Raw genomic sequence first — 15,328 nt, 5'->3', positions numbered from 1 at the left:
TCGCCCGTCGTGGAGTACATCCCCATGGCTACCGCTATCAAGAAGATCACCCTGTCGTCGTCTCGCGACATTCCCTTCAACCAGCTCGTCATCTCCCAGGCGAACGTCCGCCGGATCAAGGCTGGCGTATCGATCGAGGAACTGGCGGAGGACATCGCGCGCCGGACACTGCTACAGAGCACCACAGTTCGGCCGGTGCGCGACGCGGACGGCAACGAGACCGGCATGTTCGAGATCCCGGCCGGCGGGCGCCGCTATCGGGCGCTAGAACTCCTGGTGAAGCAGAAGCGCCTCGCCAAGAACGCGCCGGTCCCCTGTGTCATCCGCGAGGGCGGCATGGCCGAGGAGGACTCGCTCGCCGAAAACATCCAGCGGGCGCCGCTGCATCCGCTCGACCAGTTCCGTGCCTTCCTGACCTTCCGCGAGAAGGGCATGTCCGAAGAGGAGATCGCAGCCAACCAGTTCGTCTCGGTGTCGGTCGTGAAGCAGCGCCTGCGTCTGGCGTCGGTCTCGCCCAAGCTCCTCGACGCCTATGCCGCCGATGGCATGACCCTCGATCAGCTCATGGCGTTCACGGTCAACGGCGACCATGAGCGGCAGGAGCAGGTGTTCGAGCGCCTGGCACAGGGCTACAGCAAGGAACCGCATCTCATCCGGCGGATGCTGACCGAGGGTGCGGTCCGCGCCGCCGACAAGCGTGCGCAATTCGTCGGGCTGGATGCCTACGTCGAAGCCGGCGGCGTCATCATGCACGACCTGTTCCAAGGTGACGACGGCGGTTGGCTGCAGGATGTCGGCCTCCTCGACATGCTGGTGGCCGAGAAGCTGCGCGAACAGTCGGAGGCGATCTCCGCCGAAGGCTGGAAGTGGACCGAGGCGGCCTTGGACTTCCCCTACGGTCACACTTACGGCCTGCGTCACCTCCGTGGCGAGCACCCCGCTCTCACCGAGGAAGAGCAGGCCACGCGCGACGCCCTGCAAGCCGAGTTGGACGGATTGGAGGAAACCTATGCCGATGCCGAGGATCTGCCCGACGAGGTGGATGAACGGCTCAGTCAGATCGAGACCGCGATCAGCGCGCTCGATGATCGGCCGATGGTCTTCGACGCCGAGGAGATCGCGCGCGCCGGCGCCTTCGTCAGCATCGACGGATCGGGCAACCTGCGGGTCGAGCGCGGCTATGTCCGCCCAGAAGACGAACGCCCGATCGAGCCGGCAGCCGATCCCGAGATCGAGGCCGGCGCGAGCGCCATCGCGGCGCGCGCGGAGCATGAGGACGATCACCTGACCCCGGACATCGAGACCACGGCGGACCCCGAGGAAGACGACGGCTTGAAGCCGATCCCGGACCGCTTGATGACCGAACTGACCGCCCATCGCACGCTGGCTCTGCGCCACGCGCTCGGCGAGCAACCCGATGTCGCCTTCCTCGCCGCGCTCCATGCGCTCACTCTTCGAGCCTTCTATCACTATGGCTCGGACACCTGCCTGGAGTTCGACCTGAAGAGCGTCAGTTTCGGCGCGCAGGCGCCAGGTCTGAATGACAGCAGCCTGGCCTCGGCGGTCGATGGCCGCCATCAGACGTGGGTGGCGGCACTTCCGAAGGAGCCTGGCGATCTGTGGGAGGCGCTGCAGGCGTTCGATGGCGACAGCCGTTACGCCCTGTTTGCCCATTGCGTGTCGTTGTCGGTCAACGCGATCTATGAGGCCTACAATCGTCGGCCTCGCGCGCTCGCCCACGCCGACCAGCTCGCCCAGGCGGTCGATCTCGACATGGTCGCAGCCGGATGGGAGCCCACGATCGACACCTATCTCGGCCGTGTCACCAAGGCGCGCATCCTCGCGTCGGTGCGCGAGGCGAAGGGTACACGTGCCGGTGACCGCATCGAGCACCTCAAGAAGGGCGACATGGCCGAAAAGGCCGAGGCGCTGCTCGCCGGGTCCGGCTGGTTGCCGGAGCCGTTGCGCACGCCCGGCCATCTGGTCACCGAAGTCGACGACACGCCGTCTGCGGAGACTGGCCAGTCCAGCGATCGTGAGGTCGAAGATACGGCGGAAGACAGCGGCGAAACGGCCATGGCGGAATCCGAGCCGCAGATCGAAGATGAGCCGGCCCAGATCGACATGCATTTGATCGCGGCTGAATAGCCGAAGCAGCAACACTTCCCCCGAGGGCCCGCCGGCAACGGCGGGCCCATTTTTCGTCTCGGAGTCCGTGATGCAACCTGCCACAGATCTCGCGCGACGGCTGGCTGCTCAGGCCGAGGCCGTTTGTCGCCACTATCTTTCCAACGGCCACCGCGAAGGCCGCTATTGGCTCGTTGGCGACGCGCGCAACACACCCGGCCGCTCGATGTTCGTGCGACTGAAGGGTGGCGAGACAGGCAAGGGCGCCGCCGGCAAATGGACCGACGCCGCCACCGGCGAGCATGGCGATCTCCTCGACGTCATCCGCGAGAGTTGCGGCCTGGTCGATTTCAGGGATGTCGCCGATGAGGCGCGCGCCTTCTTGTCGATGCCACATCCCGAACCGAACCGTTCGCAGGGTGGCGAGCACAAATCACCGGCGCCATCCGGATCACCGGAAGCGGCACGGCGGCTGTTCGCCATGGCGCAGCCGATCTCGGGCACGCTCGTAGAGACGTATCTGCGCACACGCGGCATTACGGATTTGCACGGAACCGGAAGCCTGCGCTTTCACCCCCGCTGCTACTATCGGCCGGACGAGCACTCACCGACCGAGACCTGGCCGACGATGATCGCATCGGTCACCGATCTCGCCGGGCGTCAGACCGGCGCACATCGCACCTGGCTCGCATCTAACGGATCGGACAAGGCCCCGATCGACACGCCGAGACGGGCGATGGGCGACCTTCTGGGACATTCCGTTCGCTTCGGCGTGGCTGGCGACGTAATGGCGGCGGGCGAAGGCATCGAGACGATTTTGTCGCTCAGGATGGCGCTGCCCAACATGCCGATGGCGGCGGCGCTTTCGGCGGCGCATCTCTCGGCCATCCTGTTCCCCGACACGCTGCGCCGGCTCTACATTGCCCGCGACAATGATCCGGCCGGCGACGGTGCGATGGCGACGCTGATCGAACGGGCGAACGCGGCCGGGATCGAGGCGGTCGTGGTGTCTCCGAGCCTGGGAGACTTCAATGAGGATCTCCGTCTGGCAGGCCTGGACAGCCTCCGGACGACGGCCCGGGTGCAGATCGCGCCACAGGACGTCGCCCGCTTCATGGCGCTGGCGGCATAGGCCGAGAGGAGAATACTGGCGGCGGGAGCGCCGTCGTCGGCATCGCTCGGATGATCCCCAAGTCGGAGAGAACCGCGACCCGGCCTTCGAGAGGGCGATCGGCCAGCAAACGGCCCGGACCCGCAATGTATGCGGCGGACTATTTTCCGGCGCGGCCGAGGGCCGCTTTCCATCGCGAGGCAAAATAGCCCGCCTTCGTCCTCCTCCGCTGTGCTCCGGCCCTCCGCTTCGCTGCGGGTGCAGGTCCGGCCCGCCCGCCGGCTTTCGTCGCCATGAAGGCCGCGAGGGTCGCGGTCGAACCGACGGAGCATCCCATGAGCGAGCACGACGACTACGAACCGCACCACGCCTCTTCCCCCACCGACCATGTCCTCAGCGAACTCCAGCTCTACGGCTACCGTCCCTTCACGGATGAACCCGATCCTCGGCCGCTTCCTGAGGGCGACCGTGTCGCCGGCGCCATCGCCGATATCTTCGACGCCCTAATCGCCACCCTGGAGGACACCCGCCTCGAGCCCGACCTCGACGATCTCCTCTGGTCGACCGTCAACCTCTTCCACCGCGCCAACGAACGGATCGAGCGCGAACTGGACGACAACGAGCAGGCGCAGCGCCGCGGCCAGCGTGAACAGGACGGCAGCGAGGTGAAGGCCGTCGAACTGGAACGCCTGACGGCCGAGGGCCAGACCATGATCGAGCGCCGCAACGCTTTCGAGCTGATGCGCGACCAGGCCGCCGAGCACTATGAGCGCCACACCGGGTCGAACTGGCGACCGCGCTCCGGATCGATGGTCAATCACCGCAACCTGACCTCGGCGATGATCGACAGCCGGGACTTTCTCGCCGCCAAGAAGCGGGCCGACAACGAGGTACTGCTCCCCGCCGGTCCGAAGATCGCCTTCACCGGCGGGCTCGACTTCAACGATCACCGCCTGATCTGGGCCAAGCTCGATCAGGTTCACGCCAAGCACCCGGATATGGTGCTGCTGCACGGCAAGTCGCCCAAGGGCGCTGAGAAGATCGCGGCCAAATGGGCGGATGCCCGCAAGGTGCCACAGGTCGGCTTCGCTCCCGACTGGACGAAACACGCCAAGGCCGCACCGTTCAAGCGCAACGATCAAATGCTGGACGTCCTGCCGATCGGGGTCATCGTCTTCCCCGGCACCGGCATCCAGGACAATCTCGCCGACAAGGCGAGGAAGCTCGGCATCCCGCTGTTCGATTTCCGCCCGAAGGGAGGCGGCGCGTAAGCGCCACCTTCCTCACAGCCATTTTTCTGGGAACTCCAACGACGGCGGAAATCGACCCCTTTGTCGTCGTTCCGGCTGCTGCGGTCACTGCCCGCAACCTGCCGTTCAGTCCTGAACTAAGGCGACAGACAAAGAAACCACGGGCTCGATGGCATCCCGTGCCTGGCGTAGGGCCTTGCGCTTCGGTTTCGAATCATGCGCAATCAGACGGAGGCGCTCTCGATCTGCATCGATCGCAAGCGCGGCCTCGGCCCGTTGCAGCGCCTCCCGGGAGTGCCGCCGCGCGTTCTCGGCGAAAGGCGGAGGTCGCCGTAGCGGCCCGCCGCCAGCAAAAGCACCGAGCCGAGGAATATTCCGGCGGCAAGAAGGTATAGCCAGCCGAAGCCGGACAGGATCCATGCTTGAACCGCTCCGAAGATTGCCTCTGCCCGGGTCGGAAGAAGTCCGCCGATCGCTAGGGAAACGCGTGACGCCGACCTGCCCGAAGAAAACGGGAGGATTGATGACAACCTTTGTTCCGAGCAGCCTGCGTCGTCGCGCTATCCTGGCATCTACCTGTCCGGCAGAGCGTAAGCAATCACCTCGTCCCCCACCGGCGTTTCCATGAAATGGTGCCCGCCGGTCATGATGACGACATACTGGCGGCCTTCGACCTCATAGGTCATGGGCGTCGCCTGGCCACCGGCAGGAAGCGAATCCTGCCAGACAGTTTCGCCAGTCTCGATGTCGATGGCCCGCACCAGTCCGTCCGTGGCCGCGGCGATGAAGATGAGACCACCGGCAGTGACGATCGAACCACCATTGTTGGGCGTGCCGATTGAGATCGGCAGCATTGAGGGGATGCCGAAAGGCCCGTTGTTCAAAGCCTGGCCAAACGGACGATCCCACAGGGTTTCTCCCGTTGCCAGATCGATAGCCCGTATGCCGCCATACGGCGGCTCCTTGCACAGCAGGTTAGTGAAGGGCATGCGCCAGCCGGCGTTCACGTCGATGGCGTACGGTGTCCCGGCCTGCGGGTCACCGGCTCCTTCGGCCCCGCCACCATCGCTCAGGCTGCCGCCGCGCTCCTCGCCGCGAGGCACCCAGCCCTGCTTGTCGGCTTCCTCGCGCGGCACCAGCCGGTTGTGGTTCGGCATGTCGTTGTAGTTGGCGATGATGATGCCGCGGCGCGGATCGACAGAGACGCCACCCCAATCGGAACCGCCATTGTAGCCGGGGTACTCGATCCAATAGGTGTCGCTTGTCGGAGGCGTGTAGAAGCCTTCGTAGTGAGCCTGTCGGAACTGGATGCGGCAGATCATTTGATCGATTGGCGACATGCCCCACATGGACGCCTCGGTCAGTTCCGGCTTGCGCAAGGTGTGGTAGGTCGAAAAAGGCTGCGTCGGCGAGCGTTGGTCAGGCTCAACGCCACCCTGCGGCACCGGACGCTCCTCGACACCCGTAATCGGCTGGCCCGTGCGGCGGTCGAGGATGTAGAGATCGCCCTGCTTGCTCGGCAGCACCAGCGCGGGCACGGTCCCGCCCTGCGCCGGAAAGTCGATGAGCGTCGCCTGGGAGCCGAGGTCATAGTCCCAGACGTCCTTATGAACGGTCTGGAATGACCAAGCGGGATCGCCTGTCGTGACGTCTATCGCCGTGAGAGACGTCGAGTAACGGTTCTCTAGTTCGCTTCGGCCGCCGCTCCAATAATCAACCGCCGAATTGCCCATCGGCAGGTACACGAGTCCCAGCTCTTCGTCGCCCGTTGCCGTCGTCCACATGTTTGGCGTGCCACGCGTGTAAACGGCACCCGAGGGCGGCGTCGTCGGAAGATCAGGTTGCGTCATGTCCCAAGCCCAGCGAAGTTCCCCAGTGACCGCATCGAATCCTTTGATGACACCGGAGGGTGCCTCCCGCTTTTGCCCGTCGAGAACCTGATGGCCGACCACCACGACGCCACGGACGATCGTCGGCGCCGATGTCATCGACAGCATACCCGGAACGATATCGCCCATGTTCTCGGACGTCGATACCTGCCCGTCTCCTCCGAAATCGGCACAGGGCTGACCCGTAGCTGCGTCAACTGCGATAAGGCGGGCGTCCAGCGTGCCCTCGATGATCCTACGCGCGCAGGCGGAATCAGGGATCGAGCCGGGCATTTCGAAATAGGCAACGCTGCGGCAGGCAGCCGTATAGGGAATGTTCTGGTCCGACACTTTGGGATCGTATCGCCAGCGTTCCTGGCCGGTGGCTGCGTCGTAAGAAATGATGATGTTCTTTGGAGTGCAGACAAACAGGCTGTCGCCGATCTTCAGCGGCGTGTTTTCTGCGCCATACTTCTCCTGCGCGAACTCCGATTGCGGCAGGTCCCCAGTGTGGGCAAGCCAGACGCGTTGCAGGCTGCCGACATTGTCGCGGTTTATCTGGTCGAGCGGCGAGAAGCGCCGGGCCGAATAGGTGCCGCCATAGGCCGGCCAGTCATCACCGACCTGCTGGAAGGCAGGTTCCGACATCGTGTTCTCTCCCGGGGCGGGTACCGCGCGGACCAATATGGGAGGCGCGCTTGCCGAAATCCCCCAGCCGGCAATGGCTGCGAAGACGATCACGGCCGCAATTCCGGCCCAAGCGTAGCTTGCCCGCACTCTTCGTGGTTCGAGCGCGGGAAGCGCCGCAAGGACAGGCAGAAGCAGCACCAGTGGCGCGATTACGCGCGGCACGAGAGCCCAGCCGTTGGTCCCGACTTCCCAGAAGGCCCAGACCGCCGTCAGCACGACGACGAGGCAGTAGAGCCACGCGCCGGCGGTCCGGCGCATGATGATCAGTGCTCCGGAGGCGACGAGGCCAATGCCGGCGACGAGGTAATAGAGCGAGCCGCCCAGCATGGCCAGCCAGCCGCCGCCGCCAACGAGCACGACGCCGATCAGCAGGATGACCGCTCCAAGAATGCGGATGGCCCAGAGGGCGGCGACCGGCGGGGCGCGGTTTTCCATGGTGTCTCGATCCCTTCTTTCTAAAGCGCACCGAAGCCCTCAAGGCGCCAATTGTTCCGAGATTAAGCGGCGGCGGTGTGCCGGGAACAACTGCCTCGCGAGCCGGTTCGGCGCGTGAATTACCACGCGAGGGGATCATGGCTGGACGCAAGGCGCTCGGCGGGGCGCTTCCTCTGTTATGCGCTGCTCTGCTGTCAGGCTGCGGCAGAGGCGTGCTCGACCCTCAAGGTCCGGTCGGCGAGGGCAACCGGCAGATCCTGTTGAATTCGCTGGCGGTGATGCTGGTCATCGTCGTGCCGACGATCATCGGAGCGCTCTGGTTCGCATGGTGGTTCCGCGCCTCCAATCCGAAGGCACGCTACGACCCGACCTTCACCTATTCGGGCCGCATCGAGCTCATCGTCTGGTCGATCCCGACGCTGACCATCCTGTTTCTCGGCGGTCTGATCTACTACGGCTCCCACCAGCTCGATCCGCGCCGATCGCTCGGTCCGGCGGACCGCACGCTGGAAGTCCAGGTCGTGGCGCTCGACTGGAAATGGCTGTTCATCTATCCCGACCGCCAGGTCGCCACCGTCAACGAGCTCAGGCTGCCGGCGGGCGTGCCGGTCCGCTTCCGCCTGACCTCGGCCAGCGTGATGAACGTGTTCTTCGTGCCTCAGCTCGGCACGATGATCTACGCGATGAACGGAATGGAGAGCGAGCTCAACCTCCAGGCCGATCATGTCGGCCAGCTCTATGGCCAGGGCGCCCACTACAGCGGCGCCGGCTTCCCCGGCATGAATTTCACCGTGCATGTGCTTGCGCAGGACGACTTCGACCAGTGGGCAACCCGGCTGCGCGGCGGCACCGCCGTGCTCAATGCGGAGACCTATGCCGAGCTGGCCCAGCAGAGCCACGACGTCGCCCCCTTCGCCTACAGCCAGGTGCAGGGTGGGCTGTTCGACGCGATCGTCCGCCAGGTGCTGCCGCCGGCGCGCGGCCCCGACAGCGGACGCGGCGGCGAGCCCGAGATCCATCCGCAGCCGCTCGACGCCAGCATCTGCACCACGCCGGTGGATGTCTCCCGCATGGACTTCGACTTCGACGGGAGAGGGTGAGGCATGCTGGGCAAGCTGGACTGGGCCGCCATCCCGTTCGAAGAGCCGATCCCGCTCATCGCCGCGCTGGTTGTCTTCCTCGGTATGGTCGGCCTGTTCGCCTGGGTCGCCCTGAAGGGATGGCTGCCCTATCTGTGGCGCGAGTGGATCACTTCGGTCGACCACAAGCGCATCGGCGTCATGTACATCATCCTGGCCATGCTGATGCTGCTGCGCGGTTTCGTCGACGCCATCATGATGCGCACCCACCAGACGGCGACGCTGTTCGGCGAGGGCTACCTTCCCCCCGACCACTACGACCAGATATTCTCCGCGCACGGCACGATCATGATCTTCTTCGCGTCGATGCCGTTCATGATCGGCCTGATGAATTTTGTCGTGCCGCTGCAGCTCGGCGTCCGCGACGTCGCCTTTCCCACGCTCAATTCGGTCGGCTTCTGGCTGACCGCGTCCGGCGCGCTGCTGGTCAACCTGTCGCTCGTGATCGGCGAGTTCGCGCGGACCGGCTGGCTGCCCTACGCGCCGCTGTCGGAACTCGAATACTCTCCGGGCGTCGGGGTCGACTACTATCTCTGGGCGATCCAGATCTCAGGCGTCGGCACGCTCGTCACCGGCGTCAACCTGGTGACGACCATCCTCAAGATGCGCGCGCCGGGCATGGGCTACCTGCGCATGCCGATCTTCTGCTGGACCTCCCTCGCCTCCTGCATGCTGATCGTGGCGGCCTTCCCGATCCTCACTGCGACGCTCGCCATGCTGACGCTCGACCGCTATCTCGGGTTCCACTTCTTCACCAACACCGCCGGCGGCAACCCGATGATGTTCGTGAACCTGATCTGGGCCTGGGGACATCCGGAGGTCTACATCCTCGTGCTGCCGGCCTTCGGCCTGTTCTCCGAAATCTTCTCCACCTTCTCGTCCAAGCCGCTGTTCGGCTACCGCTCGATGGTGGCGGCGACGCTGTTCATCTGCGTCGTGTCCTTCACGGTGTGGCTGCACCACTTCTTCACCATGGGCGCCGGCGCGGACGTCAACGCCGCCTTCGGCATCGCCACGTCGGTCATCGCGGTCGGCACGGGCGTGAAGATCTACAACTGGATGTTCACCATGTATGGCGGCCGCATCCGGTTCGACACGCCGATGCTGTGGGCGCTCGGCTTCATCACCACCTTCACCGTCGGCGGCATGACGGGCGTGCTGCTGGCGGTTCCGGCAGCCGACTTCGTGCTGCACAACTCGATGTTCCTGGTGGCGCACTTCCACAACGTGATCATCTCAGGCGTGCTGTTCGGCGCCTTCGCGGGCTACACATTCTGGTTCCCCAAGGCGTTCGGCTTCAGGCTGCACGAAGGCTGGGGCAAGGCTGCGTTCTGGTTCACGCTCGTCGGCTTCATCCTCGTCTTCGTGCCGCTCTACGTGGTCGGCCTGCAGGGCATGACGCGGCGGCTGCAGAGCATTCCCGTCGACGGCTGGGCGCCGTCGCTGCTGGTCGCGCTGTTCGGCGTGGCCGTGATGATCGCGGGCGCCGCCTGCCAGGTCATTCAGCTCTTCGTCTCCATCCGCCAGCGTGACAGCCTGCGGGACGAGACGGGCGATCCCTGGGACGGCCGCTCGCTCGAATGGTCGACGCCGTCGCCGCCGCCCGCCTTCAACTTCGCGCGCCTGCCGCATGTCGAGGACGAGGAACCCTACTGGAACATCAAGCAGCGCGCCATCGAAGGCCAGCCTCCCGAAGTCCCGGAAAGCTATCAACCGATCGAGATGCCGAAGAACAGCCCGACCGGCTTCGTCAGCGCCTTCTTCGCCACGCTCATCGGCTTCGCCCTGATCTGGCACATCTGGTGGCTTGCCATCCTCGGCATGATCGGAGCCTACGCGACCTTCGTGGTCTTCGCCTGGCGCGACGAGGCCGAATACGAGATCCCGGCCAGCGAAGTCGAGCGCGTCGACCGCGAGCGGCTGGAGACGCGGCAGGCATGGTACAAGCGACGGGAGGAGCACGCATGAGCGGGGCCGCGGGTTCCTCCACCTTGCCGAGCGACATCTCGGCCCGCAGCGGCGAGCACGACCCCTACCGCGTCGGCCGGCATGGCGGTCACGGACACGGATCGACGGGATCGGGGGCAGTTGGCCCAGCGTCGCGCTATGTGACCGTCACTTACGGCTTCTGGATCTTCCTGCTCTCCGACATCATCATGTTCTCGGCCTTCTTCGCCGGCTACGCCGTGCTTTCGGGCGCCACCGCCGGCGGCCCGACGGGCAGGGAACTGTTCGAACTGCCCCGCGTCGCCATCCAGACGGGACTGCTGCTGACGTCGAGCTTCACCTGCGGGCTCGGCAGCCTGGCCAGCCACCGCCGCGACATGGCCTGGACCCAGATCTGGCTGCTCGTCACCGGCGTCCTCGGGGCCGCGTTCCTTGTGCTGGAAGTGCAGGAGTTCGCCGCCATGATCGACGAGGGCGCGGGGCCAACGCGTAGCGCTTTCCTGTCGTCCTTCTTCGCGCTCGTTGGCTGCCACGGGCTGCATGTCGGGCTTGGGCTGCTGTGGCTCGGCACCATGATGGCGCAGCTGTGGCTGAAGGGTTTCCGCGACGACATCCTGCGCCGCCTGCACTGCTTCAACCTGTTCTGGCACGCGCTGGACATCGTCTGGGTCGCGATCTTCAGCCTCGTCTACCTGCTGGGAGCAAGCGCATGAGCGTCAAGGACCACCGCGAGGACCACGCTCCGGACATGGACGATGCCGCCCCCGGTCAGGAGACCGTCAACGAGCGCGAGCCCGTCGGCGGCCTGCAAGGTTACGTCATCGGCTTCGGCTTCGCGGTCCTGCTCACGGCCGCCTCGTTCGCGGTCGTGATGACCGACCTGGTATACGGTCCCGCGGTCGTCTCGGCGCTCGTCGTGCTGGCGATCGGCCAGATGGGGGTGCACCTCGTCTTCTTCCTCCACCTGACGACGGGTCCGGACAACACCAACAACGTTCTGGCACTGGCCTTCGGCATCTTCGTCGTCGTCCTCGTCGTGCTCGGCTCCATCTGGATCATGTCGCACCTGAACCACGCCATGATGCCGATGCCTGGCATGAACAGGTTCGGAAGCTGACGGCGTGCCCTCGATCTTCGACCTTCTGGCGATGCTGCTGACCGCGACGGCCGTGTTCGCCTGGCTCAACCACGTCTATTTCGGCCTGCCGCACACGATCGGCCTGATGATCATGGGGCTGGTTTCGTCCCTGCTCCTGATCGCGGGCGAGCTGCTCGTTCCCGACGTCCATCTCTACGAGGACCTGACGAGCATCATCCGCCACATCGACTTCCAGCACATCGTCCTGGACGGCATGCTTGCGTTCCTGCTCTTCGCCGGCGCCCTGCATGTCGACTTCTCGCGGCTGCGGAACCGGGCCTGGTCGGTCGGGGCAATGGCCACGATCGGCGTCGTGATCTCGACGGCCATCGTGGGCACCAGCCTCTGGCTTCTCGCCCCACTGCTGGGGCTGCCGATCCCCTTCATCTGGGCGCTTGTCTTCGGCGTTCTGATCAGCCCGACCGATCCCGTGGCTGTCCTGGCCATTCTGAAGACCGTCAAGGTTCCGGCTTCCCTCGAGATCGACATGTCGGGCGAGAGCCTGTTCAACGACGGTGTGGCGGTGGTGCTCTTCTCCGTCCTGCTGGCCGCGGCCACCGGGGCGGGTGAGCTCGCTCCGCTGCCCGTTGCCGAGATGCTGCTGACAGAGACCTTGGGAGGCGCGCTGATCGGCCTGGGGGCGGGCTACATCGCCTATCGCGCGTCGCGCCGGATCGACGACTACGTGATCGAAGTCCTGATCTCCATCGCGCTCGCCATGGGGGCCTTTGCGCTGGCCTCCCGTGTTGACGCCAGCGGCCCGATCGCCGTGGTCCTTGCGGGACTTTACCTGGGCAACCGCGGGCCAATGGATGCGCTGAGCGAGGAGACGCAGCGATACCTGTTCGGCCACTGGACGCTCGTCGACCAGATCCTGAACTCCATCCTCTTCCTGCTCATCGGGCTGGAAGTGCTGGTGCTGCGCTTCGACGGGGGCCACGTGCTTCTAGCCCTCGGCCTCATCCCGGTCGTCGTCGCGGCCCGCCTCCTGGCGACGTCGCTGCCGGTGCTGGTGCTGCGGCGGTGGCAATCCTTCGCGCCCGGTAGCATCGCCATCTTGACCTGGGGCGGGCTGCGCGGCGGCATTTCCATCGCGCTGGCGCTCTCACTGCCCGAAACGCCGGAGAAGGCGATGCTGCTCACCGCCACATATTGCGCGGTGATCTTCACCATCGCGGTGCAGGGCCTTACGCTGAAGCGGGTCATCCGTCACTACTGCGGAGGCTCCTCCGAGCCTTCGCCGGAGCCGCGCGCCGGGTAGGGTACGCCGCCAGCCAGGAGGAAGCAGAATGTCCTATCTCCGTTTCGCCGCCATGATTGCGGTGTCGACCGTTATCATGTACGGCCTGATGTACCTCAACACCTATGCTCTCGATCACGTCACGTTCAGCCAGACGCGCGTATGGATGGCGCTTCTGATGGGCGCGACGATGGCGGTCGTGATGCTCGGCTTCATGTGGTCGATGTATGCAAGCCGGGTGACGAACTTGGCGATCGTCGCGGCCGCGGCCGCCGTCTTCACCGGCTCCCTGTGGCTGGTGCGCAGCCAGGAAACGGTGTCCGATGTGAGCTACATGAAGGCCATGATCCCGCACCACTCGATCGCAATCATGACCAGCGAGGGGGCGCACATCCGGGACCCACGGGTGCGCAAGATAGCGGACGGGATCATCAAGGCTCAGGTTCGCGAGATCGGCGAGATGAAGACGCTCATCGCCGACCTGGAGGCCAACCCCGTGCCGGATACTGCGGAGGACATTCCTCCCTCGCCTTGACGCTGCCCTCACGTGGGCCGCTTCGATACGCCGTGCGCTCGAGTGCCTGACCTCTCGCCAGGGGCAGCGGTGAAGCTGGTTTACCACTCCGCCAGCCAATGGTGTTGCCGCTACTCGTTAAGCCTGGTCTCGAGCTGCCTTCAACGTACAGCGGCCAGAACGACCGCTATCGCAGGGTCAGTGTCCAGAAGCCGTCGGGCAGGAATCCACCCCTCCTCGACATTGTCCTCGAGCGTGAGCCGGCCCCTCTTGGTCAGACGTTGGCGATGCAGTGTGGCGAGGAAGCGCTGAACGGGCGATCCCTCGTGGCCCCTTTCATGGCGGAGAACCATCACCCGCTTCCAATGCGCTGATCCTTGGACCAGCCGCTGGCCTGAAGCCATCAACCCGTAAAGGGTCGGCTATGCGAGAGCATGCCGCCGCTCCAGCTTCCCCTGCGCGGTGATTGCGGCCATCGGTCGGACACATCGGGCGCCTGTCACGCGGGAGATGGTCTCCCGCCTCCAAGACAGGAGCCGGTCAGATGTCCCTCAAGCAAGCGCACGCCTTCGCCTTCAGCCTCGCCACCACCCTCATGGTCTCGATCGTCATCTTCCAGGCCGGCGATGGCACCATGGGCGTCATGCCCGCTGGCGAATATGACGGCGAACTCGCCGCCATCGTTCACGAGATCGACCCCTTCGCCCGCTGACCGCGGGCGCGGCGTCCCGGCCGCAAGCGGAAATCCAACGGGATTTCCGCTGACGTCCCGCCTTCTCTTCGGCTATATTGGCGACGCGCCGCGGTGGTGGTGGAGGCGCGACCGTCAGACCTTTATCTCACGGAGAACACCACCATGATCTTCATCGGCATCCTCGCCAGCACCGCTGCGATCGGCGCTCTGTGCTGGCTGCTGTTCACACTGGCCGTCTTCGCGCTGCCATTCTTCGCTGGCGTCAGCGCCGGGACATGGGCCTATAGCACCGGCGCCGGTTGGCTCGGCGCGATCCTCGTCGGCCTCTTCACTGCTGCGCTGACGCTCGGCCTCGGCCAGTTCCTGCTCGCCTTCATCCGTCCGCTCTGGATACGGCTCGCGATCGCATTCGCCTTCGTCGCGCCTGCGGCTCTCGCCGGCTACCACGCGACCCATGGCATCGTGAAACACACCATGCCCTCCGACACGTGGCAGATCATCTTCTCCGTAATCGGTGCAATCGCCGTTGGCGTCACAGCGCTGGTCCGGGTGACAGCCATGGCCGCGCCCGGACCAACCGGGCAGACCATCGCGCGGGCCTGACATCGTTGCCGGCTGCGGCAGGACGGTGGGCTGATGTCTGGCGTGCCGCCCTCCTCGTCGGCAGGGTTGTTTGCACTCACATCGATTGGATCGATGGCTGATCCAGCCCACGCGCTATGCCCTCGGTGACGGAGTTGGGCAATGCCTTGGCAGTGCAACCGACGATGGGAGTGCCGAGAGGGGGTGATCTCGTGCGCGACGGGTGTGCGCCGGCCGAACGTTGCGTCTGGCGGAGCTGGTTTGAACCGCGGCGTCAGTCGTCGTCACGGTCCATCGGTACGAGATGGTCGCCACGTTCTCCTGTGATGCGTCTCTGTCAGGTCGACCGCTCCAAAACGGGCTCTCAATGGGCTGATCTGGCCGAAGGTCGGCTGCGCCTCGATCGCCTATGCCGCAACGGCGCCGATCGATTTTCTTCCCCTGCCGAGACCACCCCACGCGACATGTCGCGCGGGGACCCCGGATCGCCCCCATTCCTCGCGCAACAAGAAAATCGCCTGGCTGCCATCCTCCGCTGTGCTGCGGTCGCAAGCGATGCCGCGTCGATCGCCTCCGGCCTGTCGATCACCATC

The 15,328-nt window shown here is 65.3% G+C and carries 13 protein-coding genes; 11 read left to right on the top strand and 2 right to left on the bottom strand.

Going from position 1 to position 15,328, the window contains the following annotated elements:
* The first annotated feature begins 24 nt into the window (after positions 1–24).
* The 3 genes from LB518_RS12145 (at position 25) to LB518_RS12135 (ending at position 4,509) form a co-directional block, all read left to right on the top strand.
* Positions 25–2,148: a ParB/RepB/Spo0J family partition protein gene (locus tag LB518_RS12145; RefSeq protein ID WP_224577769.1), complete on the top strand. Its 2,124-nt coding sequence runs from the start codon at positions 25–27 to the stop codon at positions 2,146–2,148.
* Between the two features lie 70 nt (positions 2,149–2,218).
* Positions 2,219–3,259 (top strand): DUF7146 domain-containing protein, encoded by a 1,041-nt coding sequence (locus LB518_RS12140; protein ID WP_224577768.1) that lies wholly within the window; start codon positions 2,219–2,221, stop codon positions 3,257–3,259.
* Between the two features lie 314 nt (positions 3,260–3,573).
* Positions 3,574–4,509, top strand: coding sequence for a DUF2493 domain-containing protein (locus LB518_RS12135; protein WP_224577767.1), 936 nt, complete (start codon positions 3,574–3,576; stop codon positions 4,507–4,509).
* Positions 4,510–4,712: 203 nt separating this feature from the next.
* Here the strand turns inward: LB518_RS12135 and LB518_RS12130 are convergent, their stop codons facing one another.
* Both LB518_RS12130 and LB518_RS12125 read right to left on the bottom strand, forming a co-directional pair.
* Complete coding sequence (locus LB518_RS12130; RefSeq protein WP_224577766.1) at positions 4,713–5,018, bottom strand: BCCT family transporter; 306 nt, start codon at positions 5,016–5,018, stop codon at positions 4,713–4,715.
* A 42-nt stretch (positions 5,019–5,060) separates the two neighbouring features.
* A complete protein-coding gene (locus tag LB518_RS12125; RefSeq protein WP_224577765.1) occupies positions 5,061–7,481 on the bottom strand; it encodes a membrane-bound PQQ-dependent dehydrogenase, glucose/quinate/shikimate family in 2,421 nt (806 codons plus the stop codon).
* 137 nt (positions 7,482–7,618) lie between these two features.
* On the opposite strand from LB518_RS12125, the gene cyoA reads away from it, so the two are divergent.
* The 8 genes from cyoA to LB518_RS12085 all read left to right on the top strand — a co-directional run bounded on the left by cyoA (position 7,619) and on the right by LB518_RS12085 (position 14,756).
* The gene (gene cyoA, locus LB518_RS12120; protein WP_224577764.1) at positions 7,619–8,581 is read left to right on the top strand and encodes a ubiquinol oxidase subunit II; all 963 of its coding nucleotides are present in this window, start codon (positions 7,619–7,621) and stop codon (positions 8,579–8,581) included.
* 3 nt (positions 8,582–8,584) lie between these two features.
* Complete coding sequence (locus LB518_RS12115; RefSeq protein ID WP_224577763.1) at positions 8,585–10,588, top strand: cbb3-type cytochrome c oxidase subunit I; 2,004 nt, start codon at positions 8,585–8,587, stop codon at positions 10,586–10,588.
* On the top strand, positions 10,585–11,280 hold the full coding sequence (cyoC, locus tag LB518_RS12110; protein WP_224577762.1) for a cytochrome o ubiquinol oxidase subunit III: 696 nt from the start codon (positions 10,585–10,587) through the stop codon (positions 11,278–11,280). Before LB518_RS12115 ends, cyoC begins: the two co-directional genes overlap by 4 nt.
* Positions 11,277–11,684 carry a cytochrome o ubiquinol oxidase subunit IV gene (gene cyoD / locus LB518_RS12105; protein WP_224577761.1) on the top strand — a complete coding sequence of 136 codons (408 nt, stop codon included), beginning with the start codon at positions 11,277–11,279 and terminating at the stop codon, positions 11,682–11,684. The genes cyoC and cyoD overlap by 4 nt, the downstream gene beginning before the upstream one ends.
* 31 nt (positions 11,685–11,715) lie before the next feature.
* Entirely contained in the window at positions 11,716–12,966 is a 1,251-nt protein-coding gene (locus LB518_RS12100; RefSeq protein WP_224577760.1) for a cation:proton antiporter, read from the top strand.
* Between the two features lie 28 nt (positions 12,967–12,994).
* Positions 12,995–13,480 (top strand): DUF305 domain-containing protein, encoded by a 486-nt coding sequence (locus tag LB518_RS12095; RefSeq protein ID WP_224577759.1) that lies wholly within the window; start codon positions 12,995–12,997, stop codon positions 13,478–13,480.
* 523 nt (positions 13,481–14,003) lie between these two features.
* The gene (locus LB518_RS12090) at positions 14,004–14,171 is read left to right on the top strand and encodes a hypothetical protein (RefSeq protein ID WP_224577758.1); all 168 of its coding nucleotides are present in this window, start codon (positions 14,004–14,006) and stop codon (positions 14,169–14,171) included.
* Between the two features lie 144 nt (positions 14,172–14,315).
* Positions 14,316–14,756 carry a hypothetical protein gene (locus tag LB518_RS12085; protein WP_224577757.1) on the top strand — a complete coding sequence of 147 codons (441 nt, stop codon included), beginning with the start codon at positions 14,316–14,318 and terminating at the stop codon, positions 14,754–14,756.
* Positions 14,757–15,328 lie beyond the last annotated feature (572 nt).

It is taken from the genome of Mesorhizobium sp. BR1-1-16 (genome assembly GCF_020165495.1).
Lineage (GTDB): Bacteria > Pseudomonadota > Alphaproteobacteria > Rhizobiales > Kaistiaceae > Kaistia.
The sequence above is the reverse complement of the archived record's forward strand: the minus strand, read 5'-3'. Positions and strand labels throughout refer to the sequence as shown.

Bases quoted from the DNA above. Each gene is read 5' to 3' on its own strand.
- LB518_RS12145 (WP_224577769.1), top strand. From the start codon at position 25: ATGGCTACCGCTATCAAGAAGATCACCCTGTCGTCGTCTCGCGACATT.
- LB518_RS12140 (WP_224577768.1), top strand. From the start codon at position 2,219: ATGCAACCTGCCACAGATCTCGCGCGACGGCTGGCTGCTCAGGCCGAG.
- LB518_RS12135 (WP_224577767.1), top strand. From the start codon at position 3,574: ATGAGCGAGCACGACGACTACGAACCGCACCACGCCTCTTCCCCCACC.
- LB518_RS12125 (WP_224577765.1), bottom strand. From the start codon at position 7,481: ATGGAAAACCGCGCCCCGCCGGTCGCCGCCCTCTGGGCCATCCGCATT.
- cyoA (WP_224577764.1), top strand. From the start codon at position 7,619: ATGGCTGGACGCAAGGCGCTCGGCGGGGCGCTTCCTCTGTTATGCGCT.
- LB518_RS12115 (WP_224577763.1), top strand. From the start codon at position 8,585: ATGCTGGGCAAGCTGGACTGGGCCGCCATCCCGTTCGAAGAGCCGATC.
- cyoC (WP_224577762.1), top strand. From the start codon at position 10,585: ATGAGCGGGGCCGCGGGTTCCTCCACCTTGCCGAGCGACATCTCGGCC.
- cyoD (WP_224577761.1), top strand. From the start codon at position 11,277: ATGAGCGTCAAGGACCACCGCGAGGACCACGCTCCGGACATGGACGAT.
- LB518_RS12100 (WP_224577760.1), top strand. From the start codon at position 11,716: ATGCTGCTGACCGCGACGGCCGTGTTCGCCTGGCTCAACCACGTCTAT.
- LB518_RS12095 (WP_224577759.1), top strand. From the start codon at position 12,995: ATGTCCTATCTCCGTTTCGCCGCCATGATTGCGGTGTCGACCGTTATC.
- LB518_RS12090 (WP_224577758.1), top strand. From the start codon at position 14,004: ATGTCCCTCAAGCAAGCGCACGCCTTCGCCTTCAGCCTCGCCACCACC.
- LB518_RS12085 (WP_224577757.1), top strand. From the start codon at position 14,316: ATGATCTTCATCGGCATCCTCGCCAGCACCGCTGCGATCGGCGCTCTG.